At 71.7% G+C, this 16,188-nt stretch carries 14 protein-coding genes; 9 read left to right on the forward strand and 5 right to left on the reverse strand.

The features are described 5' to 3' along the window. Positions 1–8: 8 nt before the first annotated feature. Positions 9–326 (forward strand): hypothetical protein, encoded by a 318-nt coding sequence (locus tag AB0M56_RS07950; RefSeq protein WP_364172169.1) that lies wholly within the window; start codon positions 9–11, stop codon positions 324–326. Next, complete coding sequence (locus AB0M56_RS07955) at positions 319–1,161, forward strand: hypothetical protein (RefSeq protein WP_364172171.1); 843 nt, start codon at positions 319–321, stop codon at positions 1,159–1,161. The genes AB0M56_RS07950 and AB0M56_RS07955 overlap by 8 nt, the downstream gene beginning before the upstream one ends. Positions 1,162–1,191: 30 nt before the next feature. Here AB0M56_RS07955 and AB0M56_RS07960 read toward each other — a convergent pair whose 3' ends face one another. Together AB0M56_RS07960 and ychF are read right to left on the reverse strand one after the other, a co-directional pair. Beyond that, on the reverse strand, positions 1,192–1,512 hold the full coding sequence (locus AB0M56_RS07960) for a hypothetical protein (protein WP_364172173.1): 321 nt from the start codon (positions 1,510–1,512) through the stop codon (positions 1,192–1,194). 56 nt (positions 1,513–1,568) lie between these two features. Further along, positions 1,569–2,651 (reverse strand): redox-regulated ATPase YchF, encoded by a 1,083-nt coding sequence (gene ychF / locus AB0M56_RS07965; RefSeq protein WP_364172175.1) that lies wholly within the window; start codon positions 2,649–2,651, stop codon positions 1,569–1,571. 102 nt (positions 2,652–2,753) lie between these two features. Between ychF and AB0M56_RS07970 the strand changes: the two genes are divergently transcribed. Next, positions 2,754–4,184, forward strand: a complete 1,431-nt coding sequence (locus AB0M56_RS07970) for an AlkA N-terminal domain-containing protein (protein ID WP_364172176.1) — start codon at positions 2,754–2,756, stop codon at positions 4,182–4,184. Continuing rightward, on the forward strand, positions 4,181–4,681 hold the full coding sequence (locus AB0M56_RS07975; RefSeq protein ID WP_364172178.1) for a methylated-DNA--[protein]-cysteine S-methyltransferase: 501 nt from the start codon (positions 4,181–4,183) through the stop codon (positions 4,679–4,681). Before AB0M56_RS07970 ends, AB0M56_RS07975 begins: the two co-directional genes overlap by 4 nt. Before the next feature lie 389 nt (positions 4,682–5,070). Here AB0M56_RS07975 and AB0M56_RS07980 read toward each other — a convergent pair whose 3' ends face one another. Next, positions 5,071–8,034: an SMC family ATPase gene (locus tag AB0M56_RS07980; RefSeq protein WP_364172180.1), complete on the reverse strand. Its 2,964-nt coding sequence runs from the start codon at positions 8,032–8,034 to the stop codon at positions 5,071–5,073. Beyond that, positions 8,031–9,185 carry an exonuclease SbcCD subunit D C-terminal domain-containing protein gene (locus tag AB0M56_RS07985; RefSeq protein ID WP_364172182.1) on the reverse strand — a complete coding sequence of 385 codons (1,155 nt, stop codon included), beginning with the start codon at positions 9,183–9,185 and terminating at the stop codon, positions 8,031–8,033. Before AB0M56_RS07985 ends, AB0M56_RS07980 begins: the two co-directional genes overlap by 4 nt. 249 nt (positions 9,186–9,434) lie before the next feature. Between AB0M56_RS07985 and rmuC the strand changes: the two genes are divergently transcribed. Beyond that, a complete protein-coding gene (gene rmuC, locus AB0M56_RS07990; RefSeq protein ID WP_364172183.1) occupies positions 9,435–10,349 on the forward strand; it encodes a DNA recombination protein RmuC in 915 nt (304 codons plus the stop codon). 1,036 nt (positions 10,350–11,385) lie between these two features. Then, positions 11,386–12,288: a DUF6542 domain-containing protein gene (locus tag AB0M56_RS07995; RefSeq protein WP_364172185.1), complete on the forward strand. Its 903-nt coding sequence runs from the start codon at positions 11,386–11,388 to the stop codon at positions 12,286–12,288. A 174-nt stretch (positions 12,289–12,462) separates the two neighbouring features. Here the strand turns inward: AB0M56_RS07995 and AB0M56_RS08000 are convergent, their stop codons facing one another. After that, on the reverse strand, positions 12,463–13,473 hold the full coding sequence (locus tag AB0M56_RS08000; protein WP_364172187.1) for a 4-hydroxy-3-methylbut-2-enyl diphosphate reductase: 1,011 nt from the start codon (positions 13,471–13,473) through the stop codon (positions 12,463–12,465). Between the two features lie 151 nt (positions 13,474–13,624). On the opposite strand from AB0M56_RS08000, the gene AB0M56_RS08005 reads away from it, so the two are divergent. From AB0M56_RS08005 to AB0M56_RS08015, 3 genes are read left to right on the forward strand one after another with little or no spacing between them, the layout of a single operon-like run. Beyond that, positions 13,625–14,263: a lipid droplet-associated protein gene (locus AB0M56_RS08005; protein ID WP_364172189.1), complete on the forward strand. Its 639-nt coding sequence runs from the start codon at positions 13,625–13,627 to the stop codon at positions 14,261–14,263. Next, positions 14,260–15,516, forward strand: coding sequence for an exodeoxyribonuclease VII large subunit (gene xseA, locus AB0M56_RS08010; RefSeq protein ID WP_364172191.1), 1,257 nt, complete (start codon positions 14,260–14,262; stop codon positions 15,514–15,516). Before AB0M56_RS08005 ends, xseA begins: the two co-directional genes overlap by 4 nt. Continuing rightward, positions 15,513–15,956: a hypothetical protein gene (locus AB0M56_RS08015; protein WP_364172193.1), complete on the forward strand. Its 444-nt coding sequence runs from the start codon at positions 15,513–15,515 to the stop codon at positions 15,954–15,956. Before xseA ends, AB0M56_RS08015 begins: the two co-directional genes overlap by 4 nt. The last annotated feature ends 232 nt before the right edge of the window (positions 15,957–16,188 follow it).

A 16,188-nucleotide genomic window follows, 5' to 3' on the forward strand; every position in this document is an offset into this window, starting at 1 on the left:
AGGAGGGCATGGTGACGAACGTGATCGGCGCGAGCGTGGTCGCCCTGGTCGCGCTGAGTCTGCTCGCCGACCGGCTGCGCCGGCGTACCCAGCGGCTGGGCAAAGCCGTCGAGCAGGTGCACCGCGAGCTGGCGAAACTGCGTCCGGGGTCCGACACGGCGTTGGTCGCCGTGTGGTCGGCGCACCCGTTGAGCGACCACATGATCAAAGAGCTGGCCACCGCTCGCGGCTACCGGTACGTCGGCGAGCGGATGACCTACAACGGAGCACGCGGCCTCGAGTTCAAGCCGCCTCAGCAGCGACGGAAGCTGTCACTGGATGTCTGACAAGGTCGCGAACTCCATCGCACTCTGGCTGCTGCTGCCCGCGCTGTCGCTGGTCGTGCTGGTCCTCGCCGCGCAGGTGGCCGGCACACCGCGGGCGACCCGGCGGCGCCGTCGCGAAAGTCAGCTGTGCCGGCTGCAAAGCCTCGGCTCCGGCACTTCGCTGGACCTCGACTGGCTGGAGTATCGGGAGATCCCCAAAGCCGAGCTGCTGGACGTGCTCGGCGGGCAGGGCTGGATGTTGTGCGCTGAAGACGTCGGCGATACAGCCTGGACACTGCACTTCACTCGGCGAACCGAGCCTGCCGAGGTCGGCAGTGCGCGTACTCGCTTGGCGGGTGAGCTGGCCGCTGCCGAGCCGGACGTCCAGGGCCGCTACCTCCTGGACGCCAGTCAGTACCCGGCCATCCCATTGAACGACGTCCGCCGCGCCGCAGAATCCGCGGGCTGGGAAGTACGCCGAGTGGCACAAGACAGCGCGCGCCCCAGCCTGGAGCTCGCCCGGCCCGGAACGACCTCCGTCCACGACCTCACTGACGGACCGTTCACGGTCGCCGGCGAACCACCATCGGCCGCAGCGTTGGACGCCGCCCGGCAGAAGCACAAGCTCTACGCACAGCAATTCGCCAGGCAGGTGAGGCTTGCATTGTTCTACGGCTTCGTCGGTGTCTTCATCTTCGTCGGCACGCTCACTTCTGCCGATGGCAGCACGTTCTGGCTGCTCCTCGCCGTGTCAGCGATCGTGCTCGCGCTCTGCGGCCTGGCCGTGACGAAAGCCGCCACGGTCCGACAGCGCCGGCGCACGGAGCTGGGCGAAATCCTCGATGAGAACGTCTGACCGAGCGAACAGGGCTCACCTGACCTCCGGTCAACTGGCGTGGGTCGGCGCCATCGCCTCCATGCGCTGGAACGCCAGTTCGGCGATCCGCAGGAGCCGCGCGTAGTACGGCCGCCCTGCTTCGGGGAACTCGGCGAGCGAGTCCTGCAGTCTTGCCTCGCATTCCGCGAGCCAGTTCCACCGGTCATCCGCCGGCAATTCTCCGCGAGACACCCGCTCCGACGGCGCGTAGATGTCGGCGTCGATCATCACAGCGCACACCGAGCCGTAGTCCCGGCCCCGCACGACCTCGGGAGCGGGGAACGGCGCCGCGCGGTGCTCGGCGAGGGCGGCCTCCAGTTCGCGGATCACCGGGTCAATTTAGAGTTTCCACGCCGGAACAAGGACCGCGTTTACGGAGAGCAGGCTCAGACGTTGAACCTAAACTCAACCACATCGCCATCCGCCATCAGATAATCCTTGCCCTCCATCCGCACCTTCCCCGCGGCGCGCGCGGCGGCCATCGAGCCGGCCTCCATCAAGTCGGCGTAGGACACGATCTCCGCCTTGATGAAGCCGCGCTCGAAGTCCGTGTGGATGACGCCCGCGGCTTGGGGGGCGGTGGCGCCCTGGGGGATCGTCCAGGCGCGGGATTCCTTGGGGCCGGCGGTGAGGTAGGTCTGCAGGCCGAGGGTGTGGAAGCCGGCGCGGGCGAGGGCGTTGAGGCCCGGCTCGGCCTGGCCCACGGACTCCAGCAGCTCGCGCACGGACTCCTCGTCGTCGAGTTCCAGCAGCTCGGATTCGACCTTCGCGTCGAGGAAGACAGCGTCGGCGGGGGCGACGAGCTTCTCCAGCTCGTCGCGGCGACCGGAATCCGTCAGCACGCCCTCGTCGGCGTTGAAGACGTACAGGAACGGCTTCGTCGTCAGCAGGCTCAGCTCACGCAGCGCCTCGAAGTCGACTTCCTTCTGTGCCTGGAACAGCGTCCGGCCCGCGTCGAGGATTTCCTTGGCGCGCTGCGCGTTCTCGAGCGCCGGACGCGCCTCCTTCTTGGTGCGCGCCTCCTTCTCGAGGCGCGGCAGGGCCTTGTCGAGCGTCTGCAGGTCGGCGAGGATCAGCTCGGTGTTGATGGTCTCGATGTCGCTCGACGGGTCGATGCGGCCGTCGACGTGGACCACGTCCGGGTCGTCGAACACGCGGATGACCTGGCAGATCGCGTTGGCCTCGCGGATGTTCGCGAGGAACTTGTTGCCCAACCCGGCACCCTCGGACGCGCCCTTCACGATGCCCGCGATGTCCACAAAGGACACGACAGCCGGCACGATCTTCTCCGAGCTGTACATCTCCGCCAGCTTGTCGAGCCGCGGGTCCGGCAGCGGGACGACGCCGACGTTGGGCTCGATCGTCGCGAACGGGTAGTTCGCGGCGAGCACGTCGTTGCGCGTCAGCGCGTTGAACAGGGTGGACTTGCCGACGTTGGGCAGGCCGACGATACCGAGGGTCAGACTCACGACAGTGAAGTCTACGTGCCCGGCCAACGCCCCGGCCGACCCGGTAACGCCGTGTCGGATTCCCGCCAGCCAAGCCCGCGACCTGCTGGCACCATCGACCACATGGCCACCCAGACCGCCCCGCTCTGGCGCGACACCGAGCGCTGCTACCGGGCCGTCACCGCCCGCGACCAGCGGTTCGACGGCCAGTTCATCATGGCCGTGCGCACCACCGGCATCTACTGCCGCCCGTCGTGCCCGGCGATCACGCCGAAGGCCCAGAACGTGCGGTTCTTCCCCACGTCGGCCGCCGCCCAGGCGAGCGGCTTCCGCGCGTGCCGGCGCTGCCTGCCCGACGCCGTGCCGGGTTCACCCGACTGGAACGTCCGCGCCGATCTGGCCGCCCGCGCCATGCGCCTGATCTCCGACGGCTTCGTCGAGCGCGAAGGCGTGCCCGGCCTGGCGCGGCGGCTCGGCTATTCGGAACGCCAGATCGGCCGCGTCCTCACCGCCGAACTGGGAGCCGGCCCGCTCGCGCTCGCCCGCGCCCACCGTGCCCACTCCGCGCGGCTGCTCATCGAGCTCTCGGCGCTGCCGCTGACCGACGTCGCGTTCGCCGCCGGGTTCTCCAGCATCCGGCAGTTCAACGAGACGATCCGCGAGGTCTTCGCGACGACGCCTTCGCAGCTTCGCGCGGCTTCACTGCGTCGCGGCCGCCGCGCCGAACCCACCGGCTCGACACGGCTGAGCCTGCGCCTGCCGTTCCGCGCACCGTTCGACGCACAGGGTGTGCTGCGTTACCACGCGTCGCGTGCGTTGCCGGGCATCGAGGCGGTCGAACAGAGCGCTGACGGCATCACCGGCTACGGCCGCACGCTGCGCCTCTCCCACGGCCCCGGCCTGGTGTGGCTATCGCCGCAACCGGATCATGTCCGGTGCGACCTCGCGCTGACCGACCTGCGCGACCTCGGCAGCGCGGTCTCCCGCGTCCGGCGGCTGCTCGATCTCGACGCAGATCCAGAGGCCGTCGCGCGCGTCCTCGGTGCGGATCCGGTGCTCGCGCCGCTGGTCACGAAGGTGCCGGGCCTGCGCGTGCCCGGTGCGGTCGACGGGCCAGAGCTGGTCCTGCGCGCCGCGCTCGGCTCAGCCGCCGCCTCCGTCGCCGCGCTCGGCCCCCGGGTACCGTCCGGTGAGCCGCCGATGGACACCCTGACGACGCTGTTCCCGACACCCGAGGTCGTGGCTGCCGCCGACGTGAAACCGCACGTCAAGGCGGTCGCCGCGGCGTTGGCGGACGGCAGCCTCGACCCCCACGTCGGCCGGGATCCGGGTGAGCTGCGGGCCGAGCTGCTCTCGCTCGGCATCGACGCCGACTACGTCCTGATGCGCGTGCTCGGCGCCCCCGACGTCCTGCTCACCACCGACCCCGCCGTGCGCCGCTCCGCCGCCGCCCTCGGCCTCGACCTGCCCGGCGCGGCCTGCGGCTGGCGGCCATGGAGCTCGTACGCCACCCGATACCTGCAGATGTTCGACCCCGAGGAGAACCTCTCGTGAGCGCCGCCTTCTGGTCCACTGTGGACACCAAGATCGGCCCCTTTACCGCCGTGGTCACAGGCGACGGCGCCGTCCTCGCCTCCGGCTGGACCGCCGACGTCGCCGAGCTGACCACGCTCATCTCCCCGTCCCTGGCCCCGGCCACGCTCACCCAGCGCCGCGACCTCGGCCCCGTCACCACCGCCGTCCGCCGCTACCACGCGGGCGAACTGGACGCCGTCGACGACATCGAGGTCCGCCAACGCTCCGGCGCCTTCCGCCAGCACGCGTGGGACATGCTGCGCAAGGTCCCGCCGGGCCGCCCGGTGAGCTACGCCGAGTACGCCACGCTCTCGGGCAGCCCCACGGCCGTCCGCGCCGCCGCCTCGGCCTGCGCCCGCAACGCCGCCGCCCTCTTCGTGCCCTGCCACCGCATCGTCCGCACCGGCGGGGCGGTGGGCAACTTTCGTTGGGGTACGGACGCGAAGCGCTGGCTGCTCATGCACGAGGCCGCTTGACCTACGCAGCCGACCCCTACCGTCCGCGACCACGGCAGCTGCCTGCGCTCGGAATTCGGCCGTTCGCTTGACCGGCTGCCACATCAGCACCTTCCGCCGGGCCCTGACTCCAGGTGTCGCCTGCTCACGAGCGAGGCTGTCTGAGCAAGCACGCCGCTGTTCCTCGTCCGCAGCCCCATGGCCCCCCGCGCAACAGGATCAGCCGGCTCCCGGAACGCGACCGCCGCCTTCCCATTGCACCCGGCAGCGCCATAGGCTGCTTCTGCTGGGAGCTGACGCCAACCGTTGGCCGCTCACGAGCGAGGCTGTCTGAACAGGCAGGCCGCACTTCTCGTCGGCAGTCCCACAACCCTCCGCGCCGCAGCGCGGAGGCCACGTCTCGCCCTGAGTTACGCCATGCGGAGCTCGATCCGTGAGCCGGTGCGTGACTTGTGCACGCGCAGGCGGGTCGGGATGCGTTGGCGGAGTTCTTCGACGTGCGAGACGAGGCCGACGACCCGGCCGCCCGCGCGGAGCTCGTCGAGGATGTTCATCACGACGTCGAGGGTTTCGGCGTCAAGGGTGCCGAAACCCTCGTCGACGAACAGGGTGTCGAGCAGCGCACCGCCGGTTTCGCCGGCGACGACGTCGGCCAGGCCGAGCGCCAGCGAGAGCGACGCGAGGAACGATTCGCCGCCCGACAGGGTTTTCGCGGGGCGGACGGCGCCGGAGTAGTCGTCGAGCACGTCGAGGCCGAGGCCGCCGCGAGTGCCGCGTGCGCCGGCCGCGTCGGAGTGCACGAAGGAGTAGCGGCCCTGGCTCATGGTGCGCAGCCGGGCGGTGGCCGCGAGCGCGACTTCCTCCAGCCGGGCGGCGAGCACGTACGAGCGAAGCGACATCTTGCGCGAGTTCTGGCCGCGGCCGTTGACCACTTCGGACAGTGCGCGCAGCTCGTCGTACTCCTTCTGGACCGGCTCGAACTCCGCGAGCGCCTTGCCCATCCGCGCGGCCAGTTTCTTCAGCTCACCGTGCTGCGCCGCCACGGATTTCAGCGCCGCGAACGCCGTGTCCGCCCGTTCACGCGCGGCCTTCGCCACTTCGCCCAGTGGCGCGACGTCGACGACGTCGTCGGGCGAGATGCCGAACAGCTCGGGCTGCGCCAGCAGCTCGCGCGCCCCCGCGGCCGTCGCCTCGGCTTCGGCGAGACCTTGTTCGAGCTTCGTGACCTGCTCGTCGGAGCGGACCGCGCCACGCATCTCTTCCGACGTGGCGAAACCTTTGGCATGCAAGGAGATTTCGACCAGACCGTGCTGCTCGGCGAGCCGGGACTCCGCACCATCCACTGCCGTGCGCGCCTCGGCGACGGAATCCAACGCACCCGCCAACGTGAGCAGATGCCGCCGGCGCGCCGTGACGTCCGGGAACTCGCCACGCCCTTCGAGCAGCCGCTTCGAGCGTTCGGCCAGCCGTTCCTCCAGCGCGCGGACCTCAGCCTGTGCCTCCGTGACGGCCTGGTCGGCCAGCCGCCGGTGCTCCGCCAGCTGGTCGGCTTCCTGCTCCAGCTTGACGACCTGCCGTGCAAGCCGGTCCTTCCGCGCGGCCTGCTCGGACAACGCCCCCACGCTCGCGCGAGCCTCCGTCAGCTCCGCGGCCACGGACTCGGCCGTCCGCTCACCCAGCCGCTCACGCAACGCGTCCAGCCGCGCCTTCGCCTCCTCCAGCGCGGACACCACGCGCTGCCTCAAGGCACCGGCCTTCTGCTCGGACTCCTCCGCGGCCCGTTCCTCGGCTGGGTCCACAAGCTCAGCCCCGTGCCGTGCCGGCTCCGGGTGCTGGGCCGACCCGCACACCGGACACGGCGCGCCGTCGGCCAGGCTCGCGGCCAGCTCGGCGGCCATGCCTTCCAGCCGACGTTCCCGCAGGTCAAGCCGATGCTGACGAGCCGCCTGGTGTGCGTCCACGACCTCACGCAGCTTGGCCTCACCGCGCCCGACCTTCGCGACGGCCTCCGGCAGCTCGGCGGCCGCGCGCGAAACGACAGTCAGCTCCTCGACCCGCGCCTTCGCACCGTCCAGCTTCGCCGCCGATTCGGCCGCCGACGCGGCTTCGCCTCGCACAGCCGTGAGCCGCTCCGGCAGCTCCGCCAGCCGCGTCTGCAGCTCGGTGACCCGCTCGGCCGCCGCACCGGCCGCGACCTTCCGCTCGTCTCGCCGCTCGGTGTCGACGCGTTGCTGCTCGGCCTCCGCGACCAGCTCGGCGAGCGCACCCGCTTCCTCGCGCAACGATCCGGCGCGCTCACGCAGGTCCGCCGACGCGAGGCCGACGGAGTCGAAACCCAGCTCCCTCAAGGCCCGCGTGTGATCGGCCTCGGCGAGCTGCGCGTCGCCCAGCTCGGAACTCCGCCGTTCCAGCAGCTCGACCTCGGGCACCACGGCCGACGCCCGCCGCGCGGCCGCGATCTCCTCGGTCCACTCCGCGCGCTCGGCCGCCGTCTCGGCGATCTGCGCGAGACGCGTGTGCGCGGTGCGGACGCGACGAATGCGGTCGGCGTCCTCCTCGGCTTCCCGCAACGTGGTCTCTGCCTTGGTCGCGGCCGAACGTGCTTGTGCCGCTTCGGTTTCCGCCGCTTCGGCGCGTGCGGCGACCTCCGCGAGCACGGCGTCGACCCACTCCGCCCGGTCTTCTTCCGGCGGCTCCTGCTGCGCTTCCTGGGCGTAGCGCGCGACGAGCTCCCGCAGCTCCTGCTGCCGCTTTTCCAGCGCCCGCCCACGTTCGGCGCGCAGGTCGGCGAACCAGCGCTCGACGTCGGAGAACCGCTCGGTGCCGAAGAGCCGCTCCAGTAGCTTCTCGCGCTCGGTGGTGTCGGAGCGCAGGAACTTCGCGAACTCCCCCTGCGGCAACAACACGACCTGGAAGAACTGCGCGGCCGTCATCCCCAGCAAACGTTCGACGGTCCGCGCGACCTCGTCGATCCGGATGACCCCGTCGGGCGGCAGCCCGGCCGGCGGCTCGCCGACCCAGGTGAGCGACACCTTCGCCTGCTGCGTGGTGAACCCGTCGCCGCGTTTCTTCGCGCGCTGGTACTCCGGGCTGCGCACGATCCGCAGCCGCTGGCGCTGCACCGTCAGCTCCAGCACGACCTCGGTGAGCTGCTCGGGCGCGGCGACGTCGCACCGCAGCCGCTTCACATCACCCCGTGCGCCCGGGACCACGCCGAACAGCGCGAAGGCGATGGCGTCGAGCAGCGTGGTCTTGCCGGCGCCGGTGTCGCCGTGCAGCAGGAAGAGGCCGTCTGCGCCGAGCGCGTCGAAATCGACCACCTCGCGGCCCGCGTACGGACCGAACGCCTCGACCTCCAGCAGGTGCAGCCTCACAGCTTCGCCACCGCCGCCCGGTTGGCCGCTTCGAGCGCGAGGAACACCAGCCGTTCCTCGGTTTCCGTGGGGAGCGCGCCGCGGCAGTCGTCGAGGAAGCTGCGGGCGATCTCGATGTCGGTGCGCCCGCGGACGGCGTCGGCGTACTTCAGCTGCGCGCCGGCGAGCCCGCCTTCCGGCTCCCAGTCGAGGTGCACCGCGTACGGAAAACGTTCGCGCAGGCGGCGCATCGCGTCGACCGGGCGCACGCGGTCGACGACCGTGACCGAGAGGAAGTGGTCGCGCCATTCCTCGTGTTCCGGCGCGTCCAGCAGCTCCTGCAGTTCGCCGCGCAACGTCGCGAGTGGGCGTGGCACGGGCAGTTCGTGGCGGCGGACTTCGGCGAGCCCAGCCGCGTCGAGGTCGACGAGCCAGACCGATTTCCGTTGGCGCGCTTCGGAAAACGAGTACGCGAGCGGGCTGCCGGAGTAGCGGAGGTGCTCGGCGAGGGTCTGCGGGCCGTGGAGGTGGCCGAGTGCGACGTAGTCGACGCCGTCGAAGACGTCACCCGGAACCTGCTCGACCCCGCCGACGGCGATGGTGCGTTCGGATTCGCTGCTCGCGCCGCCCGTGACGAAGGCGTGGGCCAGCACGACGGACCGCGTTTTCGCCCGCGTGGCAAGGTCTTCGCGTACCCGGCGCATGGCTTCGGTGAGCACGCCGGTGTGGCCGCGCGCTTCAGGCACGCCGAGGGCGTGACGCGAAGGCTCGGGTTCGAGGTACGGGATGCCGTAGATCGCGACGTCACCGTGTTCGTCGTTCAGCAGCACGGGTTCGGCGAGGCCGGCGATGGTGGCGCGCAGGTGCAGACCGCCGGCCGCCGCGAAGTCCGCGAAGGCGCCCAGCCGTGCTGCGGAGTCGTGGTTGCCGGGCGTGATCACGAGCTGCGCGCCGGCCTGGCGGATGCGGCTCATGGCCTTGGTCGCGACTCGGACCGCTTCGGCCGAAGGGACCGCGCGGTCGTAGATGTCGCCTGCCACCACCACGACGTCGACGTGCCCGCTCGTGACGAGCTCGGCGAGGTGGGTGAGGACGGCCTCCTGCTCGGCGAGCAGGTCGGCGCCGTGGAACGTGCGGCCGACGTGCCAGTCGGAGGTGTGGAGGAGTCTCACGGCAACCACGGTAAGAGGCGATCACGACTAAACCGCGGAGACTCGCCGGAGAGCCACTCGAACGTGTGTACGAACCCTATCAGGGCCCTGGTGGACACGCCGACCACCGAACCGGTGAACGCGCTGGTCAGCTACGCAGCGCGACTGAGCGTGCCGGTTTTTGTCGGTGCGGTCCGCCATGATGTCCGCGTCGATCGGCACCGGCCGTTCCGACCGGTCCGGGTGAGTTGGCAGGGAAAGGAGACTCGGGTGGAGACGGTGATCACGACCGCGGCCGTCGTGCTCGCGCTGCTCCTGTGCATCGCGGTCGCGCTGCTGTGGCGGCTCTACGGCGACGGCATGCGCCGGGCCGACGCGGCGGCGCGGCTCGTGGCGGCCGAGCGCGCGAAGAACGACCAGCAGCAGCTGGCGTTGCGGCGGTACGAGGTGGCGTTCGCGTCGATCAGCGGACGCGGTGAGCTCGGCGAGCAGGTACTGGTCGAGACCGCGCGCGCGTTGGGACTGCGCGAAGAACTGCACTTCACGCTGCAGACCGACCTGGCGGGCGGCGGCAGTGCGAAGCCGGACATGGTGCTGCGCGTGGGCGGCGGCCGCACCGTGCCCGTCGACGCGAAGGCGAGCATGGCGATCTGGGCCGAGGCCGTGGAGACCGACGATCCCGAGGAACGGCTCGACGCGTTGCGCGCCCACGTGCGCCAGATCCGTTCCCGCGCGGCCGAGCTCGCCGGCAAGGGTTACCAGCGCTGGGCCGACGCGATCTACGGCACGATCATGTTCGTCCCGTCCGACGCGGCCGTGGTCGCCGCGCTCGACACCGACCCGGAGCTGCTGCGCTGGCTGATCGACCGCCGGGTGTTCCTGTGTGGACCGACGGGGTTCGGGGTACTGGCGTCGGCTGCCCTCTTCGCGGCGAGCGACCGGGCGCTGGTGGAGGACGTCGAGCAGGTCCGCGCGGGGGCTGCGGCCGCGCACCGTTCAGCGGGGAACGCGGTCGAGGCGCTAAACCTGACGAGCACGCACTTGCAGCGTTTCCTCTCCGCGCGACGGCGGGAGCTGGAGGCGCTGGAGAGCTTCCGCGCGACGGTGGCACCCCTGACGGACGCGTCGGGGAGCCCGTCGCCGGTGCCGGAGGTACGGAAGGGGGACGAGTTGGCGGCTAGCTGAGGTCGGTTCTCTCGCAGCCCTTCGCCGGGCAGCCCCTGCCGGATGGTGGCCGATGATCTGCTGCGCTGGTGGTCACGCCCGCACGACCTGCAGCGCCCGACGGACGCGGCCGGCAGCCCGTCACCGGGCCGTCAGTCGTAGCTGACGGGCCACAGCAGCTGGCGGCTGGGCTCGCACGAACCGCGGCAGGCACCCACAAAGACGCGCCCGGCGGGGCGCCGGACGTACAGCCGGACGTACAAGGGGAGCCGAGCCGGCAGCAAGGCGAGGCGAGCTCCTGCTCGGTGCTCGGTCGGCAGCGCTTGGTGCGCGCGACTGGTGGTCTGCGGCCCTGGTGGTCGAACCCGCGCAATCTGCAGCGCGCCAGACAAACGCGACCGGCAGCTCATCTCCGGTGCCGGAGGTGAGGAAAGGAGCCGAGAGCCAACGGCAAGGTGCGGACGGCGCCTCCTCGGCCCTTCGCCGGGCAGCCCTTGCCGAGCGGTGGCCGATGGTCTGCCGCGCTGGTGCTCACGCCCGCACGACCTGCGGCACCCGTGACGAACTCGCCCGGAGGCCCGTCACCGGCATCGGACGTGCGAAACAGCACCGAGCCGACGGCAATCCGAGGCAGCGGCGGCCCGCCCGGCGTGGCTCATGGCCTCGGCAGCCGAGGCCGCACGGCTCGTCACGGTGTGTACCGGCCGTGGCCGGTTCGGGGCCGATGGGGCATTTGCGCTGCCCCGGGTTTGGTTCCGTCGCTGTGAGGCTTCCGGGGAGCGGGAACGTTCCGCGTCGACGCCCGCCGCGGCCGGTGCGCGACGGGGTGGCCGGCGTCGAAGCGTCGACGGGACGATGAGTCGGACCAGACCAGTGGGCTGTATCCGCAGGTCAGGTGACCAGACCACGGACCGGATGCGGTCCGCATCGCGACGGCCCGCCCGGCACCACGTGTTCCGGCGGTCGGCAACCCACGTCACGCTGCCGGGTGGCTGGTCAGGGCGGTCTTCGGCAGTGGCAGCAAGATCGTGACAAGTAACGGCTACGGTGTTGCCTCGTGACCGCGATACGCGATCGCCAGAGCGATCCTGATGCCGAAGACGCCACCGTGCCCTGGGACGAGCGTCTCGTCGTCGGCGAGAGGCGCGGCCTGCCTTGGTGGGCGGCTGTCCTCGTGGGCTTCGGCCTGGCCGTGCTGGGCGCCATCATCGATGAGAAGACCAAGGGCAGCCTCGACTTCGTTTTCAAGGCGGGCTACTTCGTGGGGGCCGTGCTCGCGGTGGGCGCGGTGCAAAGACGCGCTCTGTTCGGACCGATGGTGCAGCCGCCGCTGGTGCTGGCCGTCACGGTGCCCGGTGTGGTGCTCCTGACCGGCGGGTCCGGCTCGGGCAGCGACACCCTGTCGAAGCTGCTCAACGTCGGCACGCCGCTGATCAACGGCTTCCCGACGATGGCGATCACCACCGGTGTCACGCTGCTGTTCGGGTTCTTCCGCATCCTCCGGGAACGCGACCCCGACGCCGCCGTGAAACTCAAGGACGGCAAGCCGCCCCGCGGCCGCGAAGACGGCGACGAGCCGCCCGCTCGGCCGCGCACGCGCCCGCCGGGCTCGGGTCGTCCCGCGGGCGCCGGCCAGGCTCCGCCGCCCGCCGGTGCGCGCCGCCCGCCTCGCGACCGCGACCTCGACAGCCCGCCCCCGCGCCGGCCCCGGCCGCCTGCGGACCCCGGCGCCCGCCCGCGCCGCGAACCCGGCGACCCCGCCCCCCGCGGCGCGCGCAAGCCGCCGCCGGACGGCCGCCGCCCCCGCCCGCCCGAGGGCGACCCTCGCCGCCGCGACCCCCGCGGCGACGCGCCCCCGCCCCGCCGCCGCCCCCGCGCCGACGAACCCCCGCCCGGCCGGCCGCGTCCCCCGCGCCGCGAACCGCCGCGCCGCCCGCGCCCCTGGGACGACGAGTCCTGACCCGACAGCGTTGACAGCTGGGCTTCAACACCAGGACCACGCCGAAGGCCGCCGATCCACCCCGGATCGGCGGCCTTCGTGCATCCCGGCTTCTTCAAGGGCGGCCACACGAAAAAGCCGCGGTGGCCGCCGGAAAATCCGGCGGCCACCGCGGCCTCAAAGCCGAGAACCGCGTCAGGACTCCGACTTCGCAGCCTTCCGAAGCTCCTTCGGCAACGCGAACGCGATCTTCTCGTTCGCCGTCGTCACTTCGTCAACCTGCCCATAACCGCGCTCGGCCAGCCAGGTCAGCAGGTCCATCACCAGCACGTCCGGCACCGAGGCGCCCGAAGTGACCCCCACCGTCGACACCCCCGAAAGCCAGGCCTCATCGACCTCCGAAGCGAAGTCGATCAGGTACGACGACCGCGCGCCCGCCTTCAGGGCGACCTCGACGAGGCGCTTGGAGTTCGAGGAGTTCGAGGAGCCGACCACCAGCACCAGGTCGCACTCCGGCGCCATGGCCTTCACGGCCACCTGGCGGTTGGTGGTGGCGTAGCAGATGTCGTCGCTGGGCGGGTCGGCCAGGCCGGGGAAGCGTTCGCGCAGCTGGTCGACGCGTTCCATCGTCTCGTCGACCGAAAGGGTGGTCTGGGAGAGCCAGATCACCTTGGACGGGTCGCGCACCTCGACCTTGTCGACGTCCTCGGCCTTGTCCACGAGCTGCACCTTGTCGGGTGCCTCGCCCGCGGTGCCCTCGACCTCTTCGTGGCCTTCGTGGCCGATCAGCAGGATGTCGTAGTCGTCCTTGGCGAAGCGGTTGACCTCTTTGTGCACCTTCGTCACGAGCGGGCAGGTCGCGTCGATGGTGCGGAGGTTGCGGTCGGCCGCCTCGGTGTGCACCGCGGGCGAAACACCGTGGGCCGAGAACACGACGAGCGCGCCCTCGGGCACCTCCGACGTCTCGTCCACGAAGATCGCGCCGCGTTCGCGCAGGGTCTCGACGACGTGGCGGTTGTGGACGATCTCCTTGCGCACGTAGACGGGCGCGCCGTAGAGCTCCAGCGCCTTCTCCACGGCGATCACCGCGCGGTCCACTCCGGCGCAGTAGCCGCGCGGCTTCGCGAGCAACACGCGTTTGGCGGCGCCGGACTGGGAGATCGTCGGGGTACCGGCGGGCTCGGTTCCGGGACTCGCAGAAGTCATGCCCCCAGGGTACGGGCTGTGCCGTACCGGCTTCGAAGTCCTCTTTCGGATGACGTCGGCGCCCATCCGGGCTGTGCCGGGAGTCACGTCCTGTGCCCCAACCCACCCGTTCGGTTGGGCAGGATGGCCCACATACGGCACGCTAGACGGCATGAAGCCACTCCCGCTCCCCCTCCGGGTCGCCGCGGGCCTCGCCGTCACCACCGCCGAGCGGGTTCGTGAGCTCCCGAAGCAGATCACCGGCCTGCCGGTGACCGTCGTCAGCCAGGTCCTCCAGCTGTCCATGCGTGTCCAGCAACACGTCACCGAGCTGGCGATCAAGGGCGACGACGCGCTGTCCGGCCTGCGCCCGGTCGAGGACACGCCCAGCTGGGCAACGTTCGACGAGGACGTCGAGCCCGACCTGCCGACGCGGCCCACGTTGGTGCCCGTCGAGGACCTGCCCGAGCCGCAGGCCAACGGCCACCGCCCGAACCTGCCCGGGCTCACGGACGAACCCGAAGACCCGTGGACGCAGGAAGAGCGCGCCCTGGCCGAGGAGCACGCCGACGGCGAGAACGACAGCGCCGGCAGCCCCGCGGGCCTGGCCGGCTACGACGAGCTCACCCTGCCCCAGCTGCGCGCCCGCCTGCGCCGCCTGACCGTGCCGCAGCTCGAGGAGATCCTCGACTACGAGAAGGCCAACGCCGACCGCGCGTCGTTCACCGGCATGCTCGCGCGGCGCATCGGCAACGCGCGCAAGGCGGAAGAAGAGGCGAGCCGGCCGGGCGACGACGCGGAAGGCCAGTGAGCAGCGACCCCTCGACCAGCGCCGAGAACCCCTGGCCCGTCCGCACCGTCGCGCGCAAGATCGGCGACTGGATCCACCGCCTCGGCGCCGTGTGGGTGGAGGGCCAGGTCACGCAGATCAACGCGCGCCCCGGCACGCAGACGGCGTTCCTGACGCTGCGCGACCCGTCGGCTGACGTCTCGATGTCCGTGACCGCGCCGATGTGGCTCGTGCGCGAGCTCGCGACGCCGCTGCGCGAAGGCGACCGCGTGGTGGTGCACGCGAAGCCGTCGTTCTTCTTCGGGCGCGGCACGCTCAGCCTGCGCGCCGACGAGATCCGCGCCGTCGGCATCGGCGAGCTGCTCGCGCGCATCGAACGGCTGCGCAAGCTGCTCGCGGCCGAAGGCCTGTTCTCCCCCGAGCGAAAGCGGCCGATTCCCTTTCTGCCCCAAGGCATCGGCCTCATCACGGGCCGCGCTTCGGCGGCGGAGCGAGATGTGCTCGTCAATGCGCAGGCCCGCTGGCCGCACGTGCTGTTCAAGGTCGTGAACACCGCCGTGCAGGGCCCGCAGGCCGTGCCGCAGATCCTCCGCGCTCTGTCCACGTTGGACAAAGACCCGGAAGTGGACCTGATCGTGATCGCCCGCGGTGGCGGCAGCGTGGAGGACCTGCTGCCGTTCTCCGATGAGGCGCTGTGCCGGGCCGTCGCGTCCGCGGGCACGCCGGTGGTGAGCGCCATCGGGCACGAGCCGGACACGCCCTTGCTCGACCACGTCGCCGACCTGCGCTGCTCCACGCCGACGGACGCGAGCAAGCGCATCGTGCCCGACGTGCGCGAGGAGACCGCCCGCGTCCGCCAGATGCGCGACCGCGGCCGCCGCGCGCTGCACGGCTGGGTCGACACGCAGACGCGGCTGCTCACCCAGCTGCGCAGCCGCCCGTCGCTCGCCGACCCGCTCGGGCCGATCCAGCGCCGCCTCGACGACGTCGAGATGCATCGCGAACGCGGCCGGCGCGCCATGCTCGGCCTGCTCGCGAAGGACCAGGCCGAAATCGCCAGTGCGCGCGGCCGGCTGACGGCCCTCGGCCCGGCCGCGACGATGGCCCGCGGCTACGCCGTCGTGCAATTCACCGACGACGCAGGCAACCTCCAGGTGCTGCGCTCCGTCTCCCAGATCGAGGGCGGCGCGCGCCTGCGCGTGCGGATCGCCGACGGGGCGATCCACGCCGTCACCGAGTCCACCGCGTCGAGCCAGGAAGGAGACGGGCCGTGACCACCAGGGCACCGGCGTTCCTCCCGCTCACCGTCGACGCCGCTGCCCGCCTCGACGCCCGCGCCCTGCTCCGCCAGGCGCGCGTCACCGACAGCGCCGCCAGCGAATGCTGGACCGCCCTGCTCGCCGGCTGCGGCACCGCCGCCCGCCGCCAGCTCGGCCCCCAGCTGCGCCGCCTGTCCGAGGCCACGTCCGTCCACGTCGGCACCCGCTGGTGGTTCGCCGAGGGCGCCGACCACCGCCGCCGCGTCGCGGGCGCCCAGGAAACTCTCGAGGCCGCGATCGCGGACGGTGACGGCCAGGAGTTCGCTCTGGCCTTCGTCGGCTACGACAACGCGATGGCCAGCGCCCTCGTCTGCCGCGAACAGACCCGCACTCCCCCGCCGACCCCACCACCCCCGCGAACGGGCGGACGGCACCGGGTCGATCACCGGTCGTGACAGCGCCGGGCGCGGCTCGCCACGGCGAAGACTGGACGCCAATGTGGGTATCGAACTCTTCGTGGCGCTCGCGTTGGACGCTCGTGGGGTGCGTGATCGCGGCCGCGGGTCCGGTGGCCCTGTACCGCCACATCGTCCGCCGGCCCGGTTTCGAGCGACTTGTCCCGCATGTGCACGCGCGGGCGCTGCAGAAGGCGCAGGCGCTCACGATGATCGAGCGGATGGAGCTCGA

Source organism: Amycolatopsis sp. NPDC051372, from assembly GCF_040682095.1.
Classification (GTDB): Bacteria; Actinomycetota; Actinomycetes; order Mycobacteriales; family Pseudonocardiaceae; genus Amycolatopsis.